Annotated in this window: 14 protein-coding genes; 9 read left to right on the top strand and 5 right to left on the bottom strand. The window is 65.4% G+C overall.

Annotated features, from left to right (window positions below):
* Positions 1–57 precede the first annotated feature (57 nt).
* On the top strand, positions 58–738 hold the full coding sequence (locus tag M2427_RS18810) for a glutathione S-transferase N-terminal domain-containing protein (protein ID WP_280708009.1): 681 nt from the start codon (positions 58–60) through the stop codon (positions 736–738).
* A 51-nt stretch (positions 739–789) separates the two neighbouring features.
* Here the strand turns inward: M2427_RS18810 and M2427_RS18815 are convergent, their stop codons facing one another.
* Both M2427_RS18815 and M2427_RS18820 read right to left on the bottom strand, forming a co-directional pair.
* Entirely contained in the window at positions 790–2799 is a 2010-nt protein-coding gene (locus M2427_RS18815) for a HAMP domain-containing methyl-accepting chemotaxis protein (RefSeq protein ID WP_280708011.1), read from the bottom strand.
* A gap of 269 nt (positions 2800–3068) precedes the next feature.
* On the bottom strand, positions 3069–3500 hold the full coding sequence (locus tag M2427_RS18820) for a nuclear transport factor 2 family protein (RefSeq protein ID WP_280708012.1): 432 nt from the start codon (positions 3498–3500) through the stop codon (positions 3069–3071).
* A gap of 90 nt (positions 3501–3590) precedes the next feature.
* On the opposite strand from M2427_RS18820, the gene M2427_RS18825 reads away from it, so the two are divergent.
* Complete coding sequence (locus M2427_RS18825; RefSeq protein WP_280708013.1) at positions 3591–4508, top strand: LysR family transcriptional regulator; 918 nt, start codon at positions 3591–3593, stop codon at positions 4506–4508.
* 172 nt (positions 4509–4680) lie between these two features.
* Here M2427_RS18825 and M2427_RS18830 read toward each other — a convergent pair whose 3' ends face one another.
* On the bottom strand, positions 4681–5301 hold the full coding sequence (locus M2427_RS18830; protein WP_280708014.1) for a glutathione S-transferase family protein: 621 nt from the start codon (positions 5299–5301) through the stop codon (positions 4681–4683).
* 126 nt (positions 5302–5427) lie between these two features.
* Here M2427_RS18830 and M2427_RS18835 point away from each other — a divergent pair, with 126 nt between their 5' ends.
* Positions 5428–6705 (top strand): flavin-dependent oxidoreductase, encoded by a 1278-nt coding sequence (locus tag M2427_RS18835; RefSeq protein ID WP_280708015.1) that lies wholly within the window; start codon positions 5428–5430, stop codon positions 6703–6705.
* Between the two features lie 179 nt (positions 6706–6884).
* Here the strand turns inward: M2427_RS18835 and M2427_RS18840 are convergent, their stop codons facing one another.
* Together M2427_RS18840 and mutY are read right to left on the bottom strand one after the other, a co-directional pair.
* Positions 6885–7304: a PaaI family thioesterase gene (locus tag M2427_RS18840; RefSeq protein WP_280708016.1), complete on the bottom strand. Its 420-nt coding sequence runs from the start codon at positions 7302–7304 to the stop codon at positions 6885–6887.
* A gap of 69 nt (positions 7305–7373) precedes the next feature.
* Entirely contained in the window at positions 7374–8474 is a 1101-nt protein-coding gene (mutY, locus tag M2427_RS18845; RefSeq protein WP_280708017.1) for an A/G-specific adenine glycosylase, read from the bottom strand.
* A 197-nt stretch (positions 8475–8671) separates the two neighbouring features.
* On the opposite strand from mutY, the gene M2427_RS18850 reads away from it, so the two are divergent.
* The 6 genes from M2427_RS18850 (at position 8672) to M2427_RS18875 (ending at position 16717) form a co-directional block, all read left to right on the top strand.
* Positions 8672–9163, top strand: a complete 492-nt coding sequence (locus M2427_RS18850; protein WP_280708018.1) for a DciA family protein — start codon at positions 8672–8674, stop codon at positions 9161–9163.
* A 136-nt stretch (positions 9164–9299) separates the two neighbouring features.
* Positions 9300–9971, top strand: coding sequence for a DsbA family protein (locus M2427_RS18855; RefSeq protein ID WP_280708019.1), 672 nt, complete (start codon positions 9300–9302; stop codon positions 9969–9971).
* 217 nt (positions 9972–10188) lie between these two features.
* Positions 10189–13653 carry a chromosome segregation protein SMC gene (gene smc / locus M2427_RS18860; protein WP_280708020.1) on the top strand — a complete coding sequence of 1155 codons (3465 nt, stop codon included), beginning with the start codon at positions 10189–10191 and terminating at the stop codon, positions 13651–13653.
* Between the two features lie 114 nt (positions 13654–13767).
* Positions 13768–14745 (top strand): small ribosomal subunit Rsm22 family protein, encoded by a 978-nt coding sequence (locus tag M2427_RS18865; RefSeq protein WP_280708021.1) that lies wholly within the window; start codon positions 13768–13770, stop codon positions 14743–14745.
* Between the two features lie 134 nt (positions 14746–14879).
* On the top strand, positions 14880–15440 hold the full coding sequence (locus M2427_RS18870; RefSeq protein WP_280708022.1) for a LemA family protein: 561 nt from the start codon (positions 14880–14882) through the stop codon (positions 15438–15440).
* Between the two features lie 32 nt (positions 15441–15472).
* A complete protein-coding gene (locus M2427_RS18875) occupies positions 15473–16717 on the top strand; it encodes a M48 family metallopeptidase (protein ID WP_280708023.1) in 1245 nt (414 codons plus the stop codon).
* Positions 16718–16774 lie beyond the last annotated feature (57 nt).

Consider the following 16774-nt stretch of genomic DNA (forward strand, 5'->3'; position numbering starts at 1 on the left):
GAGAAGGCGGCTTGCGGCAATCATGCTGCGCGCTCTCGGGCACTGGGGAGACAAACGATGCTCAAATTCTATTTCAACGGATCGCCGAACCCGACCAAGGTCGCGCTGTTCCTCGAGGAGGCTGGCCTGCCTTACGAGCCCGTGAAGATCGACACCCGCAAGGGCGATCAGTTCGCGCCGGACTATCTGAAGATCAATCCGAACGCCAAGGTGCCGGCGATCGACGACGCTGGCACCATCGTGTTCGACTCGAACGCCATTCTGCTCTATCTCGCCGAGAAGACCGGAAAATTCCTGCCCGCGAACCGCGCCGAGCTGCTGTCCTGGCTGATGTTCGTGGCATCCGGCGTCGGGCCATATTCGGGCCAGGCCGTGCACTTCAAGCATTTTGCGCCGAAAGACCAGAACCACGACTACGCCCATAACCGCTACCAGTACGAGACCGATCGCCACTACAGGATTCTCGACGCACATCTCGCCGGCCGCCGCTATATGGTCGGCGATGACTATTCGATCGTCGACATGGCGTTGTGGGGCTGGGCGCGGATGGTGCCGTTCAAGCTCGGCGACGACGCGTTTGCGCGCTACCCGAACGTGAAGCGGCTGATCGACGAAATCTCAGGCCGGCCGGCAGCCGCCCGCGCGATCGCGCTGAAGGACAAGTTCACCTTCAAGGCCGAGATGGACGATGAGGCGCGCGCCAACATGTTCAAGCACATGACGACGAAAGTCGCCTGATCACGCCCCGTCACGATCAAAGGCCACGCGCATGCGCGTGGCCTTTTGGTTTCAGGCGGCGTGAACCGACTCCAGGAATTTGCTGACCTCGTGCTTCAAGCGGCTGCTGTCCGAAGACAGCGAGCGCGCCGCCGACAGCACCTGCGAGGAGGCCGAGCCGGTCTCGGACGCACCGCGCTGGACGTCGCCGATATTGGTCGAGACGCGCCGGGTGCCGTGGGCGGCCTGCTGGACGTTGCGGGAGATTTCCTGCGTCGCCGCGCCCTGCTCTTCCACGGCAGCGGCAACCGCCGAGGAGATTTCCGACAGCCGCTCGATGGTGCCGCTGATCTCGCGGATGGAGCCGACAGACTCCTCCGTCGCAGCCTGGATGCCCGAGACCTGCTGGGCGATTTCGCCGGTCGCTTTCGCGGTCTGCTCGGCGAGCGCCTTGACCTCGGTGGCGACGACGGCAAAGCCGCGCCCCGCCTCGCCCGCGCGCGCGGCCTCGATGGTGGCGTTGAGCGCCAGCAGATTGGTCTGTCCGGCGATGGTGCTGATCAGCTCGACCACGTCGCCAATGCGGGCGGCGGCCTTCGAGAGCTCGCCGACGCGGGCGTTGGTCCTGGTCGCCTGCCCGACGGCTTCGCTGGCGATGCGGGCGGATTCCTGGACCTGACGCGCGATCTCGGAGACCGACGACGACAGCTGTTCGGTCGCGGAGGCGACGGCCTGGACATTGGCGGAGGCTTCCTGCGAGGCCGAGGCGACCTCGCTCGACAGATCCTGGGCGCGAGTGGCCGTCGCGGTGAGCGTGCCGGCGGAGGCCTCGAGCTCGCCCGACGCCGAGGACACGGTGTCGACGATCTCGCCGACCGCCTGTTCGAACTGGTCGGCGAGCCGGACCATGTCGGTCTTGCGATCCTCGGCGCGCCGCGCCTCGATCTCGGTCTGCTCATGGCGCATGCGCTCGGTGTCGATCATGCTGGTCTTGAACACCTCGATCGCCTTGGCCATGTCGCCGATCTCGTCTTTCTTGCCGCGCGAGGGGATTTCGACCGCGAGATCGCCGCCGGCTAACTGGCCCATGGCGCGCGTCATCGCGGTCAGCGGCCCGACGATGCTGCGGGCGATCAGGAAGGCGACGAGCAATCCAAACAAGGTGGCGACACCGCCTGCGATCTCCTGCACGGAGGTCGTGCCGTCGATCACGGCTTCGGCCTGGCTGCGCGAGTCCTTGTAGTCCTTCTTCAGGGCCGTCTCGGCGACCTTGAGCTTGCCGATGCTCTCGACGATCAGCGGCGCGAGGCTCTTGTGGTAGATCTCGTCGGCCTGGAGCATCGCCGCCGACGTGGTCTCGAATGCGGATTTGTAGATTCCGAGCGAGGTCTTCACCGGCGCCAGCGCATTGCGCAATTCCGCTGCCTGCGGGCTCTTTTCGAGCGCCGTCAGCCGCTGCGCGGCCCTGTCTGCATTGATCCTGAAGTTCGCGGGCCCCTTGGTGTCGCGCAAAGCCAGAAAACGCCAGTTTGCAATCTGAACGAGCAGCAGGCGGGATTCGAGATCCGCAACGAGGGACGCGGTGTCTTCATCGACGGTGGCGCGCGCCGCGTCGGAGAGCTTGGTCATCTTGACGGTCAGCTCGTCGCCACTCGGCAGTAGCGTCGCCTTGCCGGTGCGCGCCTCGTTGACGGCATCGCCGAGATTGTCGCGCAAGGTCTTCATTTTCGCGATGTCGGCGATCAGGTCGTTGTAGAGCTTGCGCCGCTCTTCAGACAGCGTGCCCTTGGCGCCGACCTGCAACAATTCGGTCGCGGCCGCCTCGCGCTCCGAGGCCTCCCGCATCGCGGATTCATTGGCGTCGTAGATGTAGCGCAGATTGGCGCGCTGGATCGCCTGGAGATGGGTCGAAATCTCCAGCACCCGCGCGGTGCTGTCAGAGAAAGCCGAGGCTTTTGCGACCTGGTCCTGCACGGACCTCAAATTCCAGATGGCGACCACCGCCATCACAAGACCAACCACGACCAAGGCCATGAAGCCTGCGTACAGGCGTCCCCTGATCCGCAAACGAAAGCGCGGCATTCCCATTCACCCAGATGCATGTGACTTCGAGCGGCCGATCCGTCCGGCAAAGCGATTGCGGCCACCCTGGCAGCCGCGCGTCGCCGTTGCGACCCACGCTGCGCCGCGACACAATGGGGGACACTCGTTAATTGAACCTTCAAATTCTTCGCGCGTGCGCGTATCTGCGCACCCCAAAGCTGCTGATATTATCGGCAGTTGCGCAAGGTTTCAGGGCAATACCGGCAGCGGCATGCAGACCGCTGCATGGCTGCCGGTATGGGCGATCGTCAGGCGGTCGCCTGCGGAAACGTCCCCAGCGCCTTCTCGGTCAGGACCGAGTCGCAATATTCCCGGATCTCCTTGATTTTGCCGTCCTCAAACCGAAACACCAGGCAATAATCGTTGTCATAGCGGACGCCTTCGGGCGTGACGTTGTCGCCCTTGGCCTCGACCACGACGATGTCGCCATCGGCGATGAAGCGCTCGGCGACCGTGCGCGTCCGGTCACGAAGCCGGGTGCGCACATAGCCGTGGAGATCATTGAGGATCGCGTCCTTGCCTGTGAAGGTGCGCGACCAGGAATACTGCCCGGTGACGATCCATCTCGCATCGTCGGCAAGGCTTGCGGTGAACAGGGCACGATCGCGCGCCCCCGGATCGGGATTGGCAGCGGCGGCGAAAATATCCTGCATCAGTTTCTTGTTGGCGCTCGCGCTCATGGTGGCATCTCCTGTAGTGGCAACACGGAGACCATCGCCGCTCGATGTGCATTCTTCAAATCGATAGTAGATATGATATCTATTCATTCCATGAATTTGAATTCGCTCGACCTCAATCTATTGACCGCGCTCGACGCGCTGCTACGCGAGGCCAATGTCAGCCGCGCCGCGCTTCGCATCGGCCTGTCGCAGCCGGCAACGAGCCACGCCCTGCAACGGCTGCGCAACATCTTTGGCGACCCGCTGCTGGTGCGCACCGGGGCGCGGATGGAGCTGACGCCGCGGGCGCAAGCCTTGCGCGCGCCGCTGGCGCAGGCGCTCGACCAGGTGCGCTCCCTGTTCGTGCCTGACGAGTTCGACGCCGCGCGCAGCGAGCGGCAATTCCGCCTGATGATGCCTGATCTCGCCGTCGAGCTGCTGGTGCCGCCGCTGATGGAGAAGGTCACACGCCTTGCGCCGAACGTCCGCATCGACGTGGTGCCGTGGCGGGGCCCGGCGATCTTTCATGCCGAGTTCGCCCGCACCATCGACCTCGTGATCTCGATCGGCAACGCCTTCAAGGGCTTTCACCGCCAATCGCTCTACACCGACAGCGATGCGCTCGCAGTGCGGCGCGGACATCCGATGGGTGCGAAGCTGAAGCGGCGCGAGGCCTTTCTCGCCGCGCGTCATGTCGGCGTGATCATCCGCGGCCAGCCCGAAGACCTGATCGACACATGGCTGCGCAGCAAAGGCATCGAGCGGCATATTTCGCTGGTGGTGCCAGGCTATCTGGAAGCCCTGCACATCGCCGCCCGCACCGACCTCGTCGCCTTCGTGCCGCGGCGGCTGATCGCGGCGCTGTCGAAGCAGTTCGGGCTCGTCACGGTGACGCCGCCGCTCGATCCGGGGATCGACGAGCAGTTCATGTTCTATCCGACGCGCGCGCAGATGGATCCCGGCTCGATCTGGCTGCGGCGGCTGATGCTGGAGACGGGACGGGAGTTGGAGAAACGGCGCGCTGGGTAGGACGCCGCTTCACAACAAATAGTGTCGTCCCGGCGAACGCCGGGACCCATAACCTCAGGGAGAAGTTTGGCGAAGACCCGTCGTTCGGTACTCCGACCAAACGCAATCGAGAGATTCCGCGGTATGGGTCCCGGCGTTCGCCGGGACGACAGCGGAGAGTGTGGCCAGATCTCTACGCCTTCTGCGCGTCCATCACCTTGCGCACGGCCGGGCGGTCCGACATGCGCTTGAAATGGTCGGCGATCTTCGGCGTCGCGTTGATGTCGACGCTGTCGCCTTCGAGCCAGTGCGAGAGCGTGTGGAGATAGGGATCGCAGACCGTGAACTGATCGCCCATCACCCACGGCCCTTTGAACATCGTCTGCTCGATCAGCTTGAAGCAGGCGCTCATGGTCTTCGGCACCATCGCCTTCATGTCGGCGAACGAGCTCTCCTGCGTCGCCCAGCGCGCGCCGCGCAGCTTGTGGGCGTGGTTGATGTGCACGGTCGAGCAAAGATAGGAGTTGAACGACTGCACCTGGGCGAAGTCGAAGGGATCGTCGACCGGCGCCAGTTTCGCCTTCGGGAAGGTCTGCGCGATATAGGCCAGCATCGCCGGCGTCTCGGTGAGGACGCCGCGATCGGTCACCAGCGCCGGGACGCGGCCCTTCGGATTGATCGCGAGGTACTCGGGGCTGTTCTGCTGGTTGTCCTTGAAGCTCAGCCGTTCGGCCGTGTAGTCGGCGCCCGCCTCCTCAAGCGTCATGTAGGTGGCGAGCGCGCAGGTGCCGGTGGCGTAGTAGAGCTTGAGCATGTCGGACCTCATGGGAAAACTGGAAATTAACGGCTGTCGGCCCGGAGGTCCATAGGAAGACATCCTCTTCGCAGTTGCCCACCACCGCCCGCCTGTGCCAAGACGCCCGAAATCGGAGGGGATTTCATGACCGTACTCATCGCCGGCGGCGGCATCGGCGGGCTGACGCTTGCGCTCAGCCTGCACGGCATCGGCGTTCCCGTAAAAGTGTTCGAGAGCGTCGCGGAACTGAAGCCGCTCGGCGTCGGCATCAACGTGCTGCCGCATGCGGTGCGCGAGCTGATCGAGCTCGGACTGTTGGACAGGCTGGACGCCAGTGGCGTGCGCACCCGCGAGCTCGCTTATTTCTCCAAGCATGGCAAGCCGATCTGGAGCGAGCCGCGCGGGCTGGAAGCCGGCTACAAATGGCCGCAGTTCTCGATTCATCGCGGCACGCTGCAACAGCTGCTGCTCGACACCGCAGTCGAGCGGCTCGGGCGCGACAACATCCTCACCAGCCATCACCTGACCGGCTGGACCGAGACGGCAAACGGCGTGCGCGCCGACTTCATCGACAAGGCAACCGGCAAGGCCGCGGGGACCTACGACGGCTCGATCATGATCGCCGCCGACGGCATCCATTCCGCCGCGCGAGAAAAGCTCTATCCGAACGAGGGGCCGCCGATCTGGAACGGCCGCATCCTCTGGCGCGGCGTGACACCGGCCAAGGCTTTCCTCACCGGCCGCACCATGATCATGGCCGGCCACGAGATCCTGAAATTCGTCTGCTATCCCATCTCGAAGGAGCCGGACGCAGCAGGCAATCATATGATCAACTGGGTCGCCGAGCGCCACATGCCGCCGACCTATCAGTGGCGGCGCGAGGACTATAACCGCACCGCGCGGCTGGAAGAGTTTCTGCCCTGGTTCGAGAGCTGGCAGTTCGACTGGCTCGACGTGCCCGGCCTGATCAGAAACTGCCCGCACGCCTATGAATATCCGCTGGTCGACCGCGATCCGGTCTCGCAATGGACCTTCGGCAAGGTGACGCTGATGGGCGATGCCGCACATCCGATGTACCCGATCGGCTCGAACGGCGCCTCGCAGGCGATCCTCGATGCCCGCACCATCACCCGCGAGATCCTGGCGCATGGCCCGACGCAGGCCGCCCTGCTCGCCTACGAGGCCGAGCGACGCCCCGCGACCACCGACCTCGTGCTGCTCAACCGCAAGAACGGCCCGGAGCAGGTGATGCAGCTCGTCGAGGAGCGCGCACCTGACGGTTACAAGTTCGTGACAGACGTGCTGTCGCAGAAGGAGCTGGAAGATATCGCCGCGAACTACAAACGCGTGGCGGGATTCCAGGTGGAGGCGTTGAACGCCAAGCCGCCGATCGTGAGCAAGGACGCGCGCGTGGGGGTATGAGTCTCATTCGCGCTTAACGCGGATTGCCGAAGTTCGTCATGCCCGGGCTTGTCCCGGGCATCCACGTTCTTCGTGCCACTTGGCAAAGGCGTGGATGGCCGGGACAAGCCCGGCCATGACGAGGCGGAAGCTTGGGTGCACGAGCACTAACATCGTACGCGAAGCGGAAAGCGTTCACCTCACTTCACCACCCTCGCCGCCTCCAGCAAGCGCTCACTCGCGCTTGCCGTCGCCAGCAGCGTGCCGTCCTCCGCCATCAGCTTCGCCTCGACAAACGCAATCGTCTTGCCGAGTTGCGTGACCTTCGCCTCACCGATGATCTGGCCTGGCTTTGCGGGACTTAGAAAGTTCACGGTCATGCTGATCGTTGCGGTGTAGAGCCGCCCCTCGCTCATCATCAGCACGGCCGGGCCCATGGTATCGTCGAGCATCGCGGAGAGCATGCCGCCCTGGATGAATCCCGCGGGATTGCAGAACTCAGGCTTGCCCTCGAAGCCAAGCCTGATCCAGCCCTCCGCCGGCCGCGCGTCGAGCAAGCGCCATCCGAGCAGCTCGGCGCAAGGCGGCTGACGAAAATTGTCGAGCGCTGTTTTGACCATGCGCAGCCTCCATATCGCGCCTCGATAACGTAGCACTGCTGCCGGCGTGCTGTCAGGAGGATCGACCGATCAAAGGCCCAGCGCGTGCTCAATCACCTTGCGCATGACGTTAGGCAGCGCCTCATCAGAGAGCGTCGCGATCGGCACCCAGCGCATGCCTTCGGGTGCGCGCGTGCGGGCTGCGGCCTTCGCGGTGTAGACCACGAGCTCCAGCGGAAAATGCGTGAAGACATGGGTGACCACGCCGACCTTGCGCTGCCAGCGCGACAGCCCCTTCAGTTCGGGTGCCTGCCGCTTTGCCGTCGCGTCTTCCTGTCCGGCGCGCCAATCCGAGCCCGGCACTTCGGTCATGCCGCCGAGCAGGCCCTTCTCGGGCCTCGAGCGGACCAGCAGTTCGTCGCCGCGGGTGACGACGAAGGCGGCGCCGCGCCGCAGCGTCCCGCTCTTCTTCGGCGCCTTGCGCGGAAATGTCTCCTGCGTGCCTTGTGCGCGCGCCGTGCAATCCTCGTTCAGCGGACACAGCGAGCAGGTCGGCTTCTTCGGCGTGCAGATCGAGGCGCCCAGATCCATCAGGGCTTGCGCACTGTCGCCCGCGCGGGAATTGGCCAGCAGGGTCGCTGCCAGTCGCTGGATCAGCGGCTTGGCCTGCGGCAGCTCCTCCTCGACCGTATACAGGCGCGACACCACGCGCTCGATATTGCCGTCGACGGGCATGGTGTGGCGATCGAAGGCGATCGCAGCAATCGCGGCCGCCGTGTAGGGCCCGATGCCAGGCAACGCGCGCAGCCCCTCCTCCGTATCGGGGAAGACGCCGCCATGCTCGCGCGTCACCGCGACCGCGCAGGCATGGAGATTGCGCGCGCGCGAATAATAGCCGAGCCCGGCCCACATCCGCAGCACGTCATCAAGAGACGCATTCCCGAGCGCCATGACATCAGACCAGCGTGCGACGAATTTTTCGAAATAGGGCCCGACCGCCTTCACCGTGGTCTGCTGGAGCATGATCTCCGACAGCCAGACGCGATAGGGATCCGATGTCTGCCCGGGCTCTGCGCGCCAGGGCAGCCGGCGGCGATGGCGGTCGTACCAGGCGAGCAGCAATGCGGGGCGCGACGCGGTCTCCGGTTGTCTGGGTTCCGATTTCGTCTTCAGGGCGGATTTGGAGCTCATACTCTTAGTGTAGCGACAACGTGCGGACCCCTCCACGTCATGCCCGCGCTTGACGCGGGCATCCACGTCTTTCTTCGCGGAAGAACGTGGATGGCCGGGACATAGGCGAGCGGAAGCGACGCCGTCCTTCGGACGGCTGTGCCCGGCCATGACGGAGAACAGCCTGCGACCTGTGCGGCGGAATGCTATAAGGCCCCATGGCCAAATTTCCTCCCAAACCCGGCCCCATCAGCGCCAAGCCGCTCGGGATCCTGCTCAACGACGTCTTTGCCGAGGCCTATGCCAAGCAGGGCTTTGCCGCGCGCGAACTGGTGACGCGGTGGGCGCAGATTGCGGGGCCTGAGATTGCCGCCCATGCCGAGCCGCTGAAGATGCAGTGGCCCCGGCCGGTCGAGGGCCAGCCGCAGGAGCCGGCAACGCTGGTGCTGCGGGTCGAGGGGCCGATGGCGCTGGAGATCCAGCATTCGGCCGACGTGATCCTGGAGCGGGTCAACCGCTTCTTCGGCTGGAGCGCGGTCGGCAAGCTGGCCTTCCGCCAGGCCCCCCTGTCACGCCCCCGCCGTCCGGTGCGGCCCGCCCCGCTGGACCCCAAGGCCGTCGCCAAGGTGGCCGAGAGCCTGGGCGATATCGAAGATGAAGATTTGAAGACGGCGCTGGCGCGGCTCGGGGCCGCCATCAAGCGAAATTGAGCCTCAATCCGGCGCTAATCTGGATCCGTCCTTGCCGCCCGCCATTGCCTCAAACGACGTTTCAAGCTAGCGACAGGCCGCCCGGGAACCTTCAGGTAAAGCCCGGGTCGAGACCACGCCAAATCGGGAGCCGACCTTGATCATTACCCGCCGCGCCTTCACCACAATGCTGTCGCTGACCGGGCTTGCCGCGATCGCCGGGCTCTCGCCGCTGCGGTTCATCTCCGAGGCCATGATCCCTGAAGCAAAGGCGCAGGCCGCCGGCGATGTCGCCAAGCCGGTGTCGCTGCCCGACATGGCGCTCGGCCCCAAGGACGCCACTGTGACCATCACCGAGTTCGCCTCGATGACCTGCCCACACTGCGCGGCCTTCAACGAGCAGGTGTTCCCCAAGATCAAGTCGGAATACATCGACACCGGCAAGATCCGCTACGTCTTCCGCGAGTTCCCGCTCGACATCAAGGCCGCCGCCGGCTCGATGCTGTCGCGCTGTATCGCCAATGGCGATGCGCCGAAGTACTTCGCCGTCACCGACATGCTTTTCCGCCAGCAGAACGACTGGGTGGTGAAGAACACCACCGAGACCCTGACGCGGATCGGCAAGCAGGCTGGCCTCACCCAGCAGCAGGTCGAGGCCTGCCTGAAGGACCAGGCGCTGCTCGACAAGATCGCCGCCGACCAGAAATATGCGAGCGAGGTGTTGAAGGTGGATTCGACGCCGACCTTCTTCATCAACGGCGAGAAGATCAAGGGCGAGACTTCGTTCGAGGAGTTCGCCAAGAAGATCAATCCGCTGCTGAAGAGCTGATTCGCTCGTCAAGACTCTGATTCGCATCTCGAAAGCCGTATCTTTCCCGGCATAAATCCCTTGGGAAAAACGGCTTTCGCTGGTTGCCCTCGCGGCGCACCGCGGCCATTGTCCGCCGCATGAGGCGCCCCGCGCGACTCGCCCCAGAGAGTGACATTGCCTTCCATGGTATTGTCCCGGCAGGGGGATTCGCGCCTGCCAACAGAGATGCGTGCTTATGAAAATCACCCGCCTGCGCCTACACGGATTCAAGTCCTTCGTTGAGCCCACGGACTTCGTCATCGAGCCCGGCCTGACCGGCGTGGTCGGACCCAACGGCTGCGGCAAGTCGAATCTCGTCGAAGCGCTGCGCTGGGCGATGGGTGAAACCTCCTACAAGAGCCTGCGCGCCGCCGACATGGACGCGGTGATCTTCGCCGGCTCCGGCAACCGTCCCGCGCGCAACCACGCCGAAGTGACGATGACGATCGACAACGCCGATCGCACCGCGCCGGCGGCGATGAACGACAGCCAACTGCTGGAAATCTCCCGCCGCATCGAGCGCGAAGCCGGCTCGGTCTACCGTATCAACGGCCGCGACGTGCGCGCCCGCGACGTGCAGATCCTGTTCGCGGACGCCGCCACCGGCGCGCGTTCGCCGGCTCTCGTCCACCAAGGCAAGATCGGCGAGATCATTCAGGCCAAGCCGGAACAGCGCCGCCGCGTGCTGGAAGACGCCGCGGGCGTTGCCGGTCTGCACGCCCGCCGCCACGAGGCCGAGCTGCGGCTGAAGGCCGCCGAAACCAACCTCACCCGCGTCGAGGACGTGATCGGCCAGCTCGCAGGGCAAATGGAAGGCCTGAAGAAGCAGGCCCGCCAGGCCGTGCGCTATCGCGAAGTCGCGGCCAAGGTCCGCAAGGCGGAAGCCACGCTGTTTCACCTGCGCTGGATCGGCGCCCATGCCGACGTCAACGAATCCGGCCAGACCCACGATCTCGCCGTGCGCGAGATGGCCGAGCGCACCCAGCACCAGGCCGAAGCCGCCCGCATCCAGGCGATCCGCGCCGCAGAAATGCCGGCGCTGCGCGATGCGGAGGCGCGCGCTGCCGCGGGCCTTCAGCGCCTGACCAATGCCCGCGAGCTGCTCGACCGCGAGGAAGAACGCGCCAAGGAGCGCGTCGCCGAGCTCGAGCGCCGCCTCGCCCAGTTCGAAGGCGACATTTCCCGTGCTCAGCAACAAACCATGGATGCCGACGTCGCGCTGCAGCGGCTCGACACCGAGGACGCCGAGCTGAAGGAAGAGATCAAGTCGCGCGTCGAGAAGCGCTCCGGCGTCGACGAGCGCGTCGCCGAGGCCGAGGCGGTGCTGACCGAGACCGAGCAGCAATTCGCCGAGCTCACCACCGCGCTCGCGGACCTCACCGCCAAGCGCAACCAGCTCGAAGCCAACGTCCGCACCCACCGCGACAAGCTCGCGCGCCTCGACCAGGAGATCGCGAATGTCACGGCCGAAGAACAGAAGCTTGCCGCCGAAACCGGCGGCTTCGGTGATCTCGACGAGCTGACCGCAGCGGTCGAGACCGCCGAGCAGACGCTGGCTGCGTCGGAAGCCGCAGCACAGGCGAGCGAAGCCGCGCATGTTGCCGCGCGCCAGACGCTGGAATCCTCGCGCTCGCCGCTGGTCGAAGCCGACAAGCGCGTGCAGCGGCTCGACACCGAGGCGCGCACGATCTCCAAGATCGTCAACGGCGAGACCAAGAATCTGTGGCCGCCGATCATCGACGGCATCACCGTCGACAAGGGCTTTGAAAAGGCCATCGGCGCTGCGCTCGGCGACGATCTCGACGCGCCGATCGATCCCTCGGCGCCGATGCGCTGGACCAATGTCGGACACACCGAAGGCGATCCGGAACTTCCCGAAGGGGTCACGCCGCTCGCCAACCATGTGCAGGCGCCGGCCGAGCTGACGCGCCGCCTGGCGCAGATCGGCGTGGTGCCGCGCGAGCGCGGTGCCGAGCTGGTCTCGCAGCTGAAGACCGGCCAGCGGCTGGTCTCGCCCGAGGGCGATGTCTGGCGCTGGGACGGCTTTGTCGCCGCCGCTCACGCGCCCACCGGCGCTGCGCGGCGTCTCGCCGAGCGCGCCCGCCTGGTCGACATCGAGAACGAGCTGGAGCAGGCCCGCATCGACGCGCAGATCAAGCGCCAGGCGCTGGAGAATGCCGAGTCCGAGCTGCAGATGGCCGCGAGCACCGAAGGCGCCAGCCGCGAAGCCATGCGTGCCGCGCAACGCGAGCTGAATGTCGCGCGTGAGCGCCATGCTGCCGCCGAGCGCGAGATCAGCCGCCATGCCGCGCGCAAGGCGACGCTGTCGGAAGCGCACAGCCGTCTCGCCGCCGACCGCGCCGAGGCCGAGGCCGCCTACGAATATGCCGAGGCCGGCATCAGCGAATTGCCGTCGAGCGAGGACACCGAGACCCGTCTCGCCGCCGTCCGCAGCGATATCGAAAACCATCGCCGCATCGCCGCCCAGGTCCGCGCCGAGGCGCAGGCACTGGCGCGCGAGGCCGAGCTTGCCGACCGCCGCGTCCAGGCGATCCTCGCCGAGCGCACCGAGTGGCAGAACCGCAAGGAAAGCGCGGCCTCCCACATCGACACGATTCAAGCCCGAATTGCCGAGCTCACGATCGAGCGCAGCGAACTCGAGAATGCGCCTGCCGTGTTCGCCGAGAAGCGCAGCGCGCTGATCACCGAGATCGAATACGCAGAGAACGACCGCCGCATGGCCGCCGACGCGCTCGCCACCGCCGAAACCGCGATGGCCGAGACCGACCGCGTCGCCAAGCTGACGTTGGAGGCGCTCTCCAGCTCGCGCGAAGCCACCGCCCGCGCCGAGGAGCGCATGGAAGGTGCGCGGCGCCGGCTCGAGGACATCGAGCGCGAGATCCGCGACATGCTTGAGGTCGAGCCGCAGGCCGTTGCCGGCCTTGCGGAGATCGAGCCGGGCGCGGAGCTGCCGCCGCTGCACGACATCGAGGAAGATCTCGAAAAGATGCGCCGCGACCGCGAGCGCCTGGGCGCCGTCAATTTGCGCGCCGAGGAAGAGCTGCGCGAGGTCGAAACCCAGCACACGGGCCTGGTCACCGAACGCGACGACCTCGTTGAGGCCATCAAGCGGCTGCGCCAGGGTATCCAGAGCCTCAACAAGGAAGCGCGCGAGCGACTGCTGACCTCATTCGAGGTCGTCAACAACCACTTCAAGCGTCTGTTCGTCGAGCTGTTCGGCGGCGGCGAAGCCGCGCTGCATCTGATCGAGAGCGATGATCCGCTGGAGGCCGGCCTCGAAATCATCGCAAAACCCCCGGGCAAGAAGCCGCAGACGCTGTCGCTGCTCTCGGGCGGCGAGCAGGCGCTGACCGCGATGGCGCTGATCTTCGCGGTGTTCTTGACCAACCCCTCGCCGATCTGCGTGCTCGACGAAGTCGACGCGCCGCTCGACGACCATAACGTCGAACGGTACTGCAACCTCTTGCACGAGATGACCAGCTCGACCGACACCCGCTTCATCATCATCACGCACAATCCGATCACGATGGCGCGGATGAACCGCCTGTTCGGCGTCACCATGGCCGAGCGCGGCGTCTCCCAGCTCGTCTCGGTAAGCCTGTCAGAGGCGGTGGACATTCTCGACCAGAACGTGGCTTAAGAAGATTGACCGTCATTCCGGGGCGATGCGCAGCATCGAACCCGGAATCTCGAGCTACAATCTCTAGATTCCGGGTTCGCACCTTGCGCGCCCCGGAATGACGCGAGGTTGTTGATGATCTCACCCACTCTCCCCGCCGAACTGAAAGCCGCCCTCGACGCCAGGCTGCAGGGCTTTTCACGCACTGACGCCGCGCAGCGTTCGCAGAAGATCTCGACAACCTATCGCGCCGGCGGCGGCTCTGGCACGATCAAGTCCGAAGCCGACGCGCTCGCCTATGCGCTGGCGCGCATGCCGGCGACCTATGCCGCCGTCGTCGCAAGCCTGAGCGCGCTTGCCGAGATCGCGCCGGACTTCGCTCCGGAAACGTTGCTCGACGTCGGCGCGGGCCCGGGCACAGCCAGTTGGGCCGCAGCCGAGGCCTTCTCCTCGCTGCAGGATTTCACCCTGCTCGATGCCAATGCCACGCTGAGCCGGCTCGCGCTCGAGCTTGCACGCGACAGCACGCGTTTAGCCGATTGCCGCTACCTGCCCGGCGATGCCGCCACCAACCTCGCCGAAGTCTCGCAAGCCGATCTCGTCGTCGCAAGCTACATCATCGGCGAGCTCGCGGAGAGCGAACAGCGCAAGCTCGCGGAGACCATGTGGGCGAAAGCACGCCACGCGCTGGTCGTGATCGAGCCAGGCACGCCCGCCGGCTATGCCCGCATCCTCGCGCTGCGCCAGCAGCTGATCGGATTGGGCGCTTTCGTCGCCGCGCCCTGCCCGCATGAAAGGCCCTGCCCGCTCGCCGCGCCCGACTGGTGCCATTTCAACCAGCGCCTGCCACGCTCCCAGGCGCACCGCCAGATCAAGGGCGCCGAGGTGCCGTTCGAAGACGAGCGCTTCATCTACGTCGCCCTGACCCGCATGCCGCCGGCGACCCGCGCCGCACGCGTGCTGGCGCCTCCGGATGTCGGCAAGGCCGAGATCACGGCAAAGCTCTGCACCAAGGACGGCGTCGAACTCGCCAGGGTCCCGCGACGAGACAAGGCCGCTTATGCAAGCGCCCGGCGCTGGCGCTGGGGCGATGCCGTCCTGTCCGAAAGTTAACCTCGCTTCCCGCTTTTCCCTTGAACTCGGTTGGTTCGTTATCCGACCAAGTCTTACCTTCCTCCGCGCGGGGCTCTTCCCCGGCTCCATTTTAGTTTAGGCTGTCCGCTCCAATTCCCTTTCAGGAGTCCTCCATGTCGACCGGCTGGATCGTTCTCGGCGTCATCGTTGTCCTCGTGTTCTTGGCCTTCACCGCCTACAACCGGCTGGTGGCGCTCGGCCAACGCGTCGGCCAGGCCTTTGCCGACGTCGACGTACAGCTCAAGCAACGTCACGACCTGATCCCGAACCTGGTCGAGACGGTGAAGGGCTATGCCTCGCACGAGCGCGGCACGCTCGACGACGTCATCAAGGCGCGCAATTCGGCGATGTCGGCGCAGGGGCCGGCGCAAGTGTCCGCCGCGGAGAACCAGCTCTCCGGCGCGCTCGGCCGGCTGATCGCACTGTCGGAGGCCTATCCCGACCTCAAGGCCAACGCCAATTTCCAGCAGCTCGCATCCGAGCTCTCCGACCTCGAAAACAAGATTGCGGCGAGCCGCCGTTTCTTCAACAACGCGGTCCAGGAATACAACACCGGCATCCAGCAGATGCCTGCCGCCCTATTCGCCGGCATGTTCGGCTTCACCAAGAAGGACTTCTTCGATCTCGGCGCCAGCCGCACCGAGGTCGAGGCAGCCCCTCAGGTGAAATTCTGATCTGAGCTGACAGGCCGGCAGGGCAACGCGTCATGGCCGCGTATGGTCTCTACACGCACATCGCCTCGAACAAGTTTCGTTCGATGCTGCTGCTCGCCGGCCTGTTCGCGCTGGTCTATGTGCTGGTCTTTGCCGGCGCGCTGGTCGCCGAAGTCGTCAGCAACGGCAATGAGACCGTCGCCTATTATCTGAACCGCGGCTTCCACGATCTCATCGTCGCCTTCCCCTTTGCGACGATCGCGGCTGTCGCCTGGATCATCATCGCCTATTTCTTCCACCAGTCGATGATCGACGCAGTGACAGGCGGCCATGACGTCACGCGACAGGAGGAGCCGCGGCTCTACAACTTGCTTGAGAATCTCTGCATCTCGCGCGGCATCACCATGCCGAAGCTCAAGATCATGGACTCTCCGGCCCTGAACGCCTTCGCGACCGGCCTCAACCCGCGGCAATATTCCGTCACCGTCACCACAGGCCTCCTGAAGGCGCTGAACGACCAGGAGATCGAGGCGGTGCTGGGTCACGAGCTTACCCACATCAAGAACGGCGACGTGCAACTGATGGTGGTCGCCGTGATCATCGCCGGCGTGGTCGGCTTCTTCGGCGAGTTATTCTTCCGCCTGTTCACCAATTTGAGCTGGAGCTCTGGCGGTGGATCGTGGTCGTCGGGGTCTTCCTCGTCGTCGCGGTCGTCCTCGTCGTCGAGCGACAGCAAGAACTCCGGCGGGGGCGCCATCATCGTCATCATCATCGCGGTCGTGCTCATCGTGGTGGCCTGGCTGGTCTCGCAGGTGGTCAAGCTCGCGCTGTCGCGCTCACGCGAGTATCTGGCCGATGCCGGCTCGGTCGAGTTGACGAAAGATCCTGATGCCATGATCTCGGCGTTGCGCAAGATCGAGGGCCGCGGCGAGTTGCCGGGCGCAACCTCCGCGGTGATGGAGCTGTGCCTGGACAATCCGCGCGAAGGCTTTTCCGATTTGTTCGCGACCCATCCTTCCGTGCAGTCTCGCGTCGACGCGCTGGTCAAGTTTGCCGGCGGCCACGATCCCGGTCCGCTGCCGCCTCCGGCTGAAGAAACGGACCAGTCCGAGACGGACGCGCCCGAAGCACAGGCCGATCCGCAGAATGCCCCTCCTCCGGTCCCGCATGGCCCGTGGAACGATGCAGGCAACCCGCCCGGCCCGCCGCCCTTACCCTCGCCGAGCCCTGCCGGAACTGCACCGGGCAATCCGCTGGGGCCGCTGGGCAATCCCATAGGTCCTTGGGGCCGTCACTGAGCGTGCCATCCGCTGCGCTTTGGGCTGGTTTCACGGCGTCCGGGAAAAAACCTCGGG

It is taken from the genome of Bradyrhizobium sp. BR13661 (assembly GCF_029892425.1).
Taxonomy (GTDB): domain Bacteria; phylum Pseudomonadota; class Alphaproteobacteria; order Rhizobiales; family Xanthobacteraceae; genus Bradyrhizobium.

Excerpts from the sequence above, each read along its gene's own strand:
- M2427_RS18810 (WP_280708009.1), top strand. The coding sequence starts at position 58 with ATGCTCAAATTCTATTTCAACGGATCGCCGAACCCGACCAAGGTCGCG.
- M2427_RS18815 (WP_280708011.1), bottom strand. The coding sequence starts at position 2,799 with ATGCCGCGCTTTCGTTTGCGGATCAGGGGACGCCTGTACGCAGGCTTC.
- M2427_RS18820 (WP_280708012.1), bottom strand. The coding sequence starts at position 3,500 with ATGAGCGCGAGCGCCAACAAGAAACTGATGCAGGATATTTTCGCCGCC.
- M2427_RS18825 (WP_280708013.1), top strand. The coding sequence starts at position 3,591 with ATGAATTTGAATTCGCTCGACCTCAATCTATTGACCGCGCTCGACGCG.
- M2427_RS18830 (WP_280708014.1), bottom strand. The coding sequence starts at position 5,301 with ATGCTCAAGCTCTACTACGCCACCGGCACCTGCGCGCTCGCCACCTAC.
- M2427_RS18835 (WP_280708015.1), top strand. The coding sequence starts at position 5,428 with ATGACCGTACTCATCGCCGGCGGCGGCATCGGCGGGCTGACGCTTGCG.
- M2427_RS18840 (WP_280708016.1), bottom strand. The coding sequence starts at position 7,304 with ATGGTCAAAACAGCGCTCGACAATTTTCGTCAGCCGCCTTGCGCCGAG.
- mutY (WP_280708017.1), bottom strand. The coding sequence starts at position 8,474 with ATGAGCTCCAAATCCGCCCTGAAGACGAAATCGGAACCCAGACAACCG.
- M2427_RS18850 (WP_280708018.1), top strand. The coding sequence starts at position 8,672 with ATGGCCAAATTTCCTCCCAAACCCGGCCCCATCAGCGCCAAGCCGCTC.
- smc (WP_280708020.1), top strand. The coding sequence starts at position 10,189 with ATGAAAATCACCCGCCTGCGCCTACACGGATTCAAGTCCTTCGTTGAG.
- M2427_RS18865 (WP_280708021.1), top strand. The coding sequence starts at position 13,768 with ATGATCTCACCCACTCTCCCCGCCGAACTGAAAGCCGCCCTCGACGCC.
- M2427_RS18870 (WP_280708022.1), top strand. The coding sequence starts at position 14,880 with ATGTCGACCGGCTGGATCGTTCTCGGCGTCATCGTTGTCCTCGTGTTC.
- M2427_RS18875 (WP_280708023.1), top strand. The coding sequence starts at position 15,473 with ATGGCCGCGTATGGTCTCTACACGCACATCGCCTCGAACAAGTTTCGT.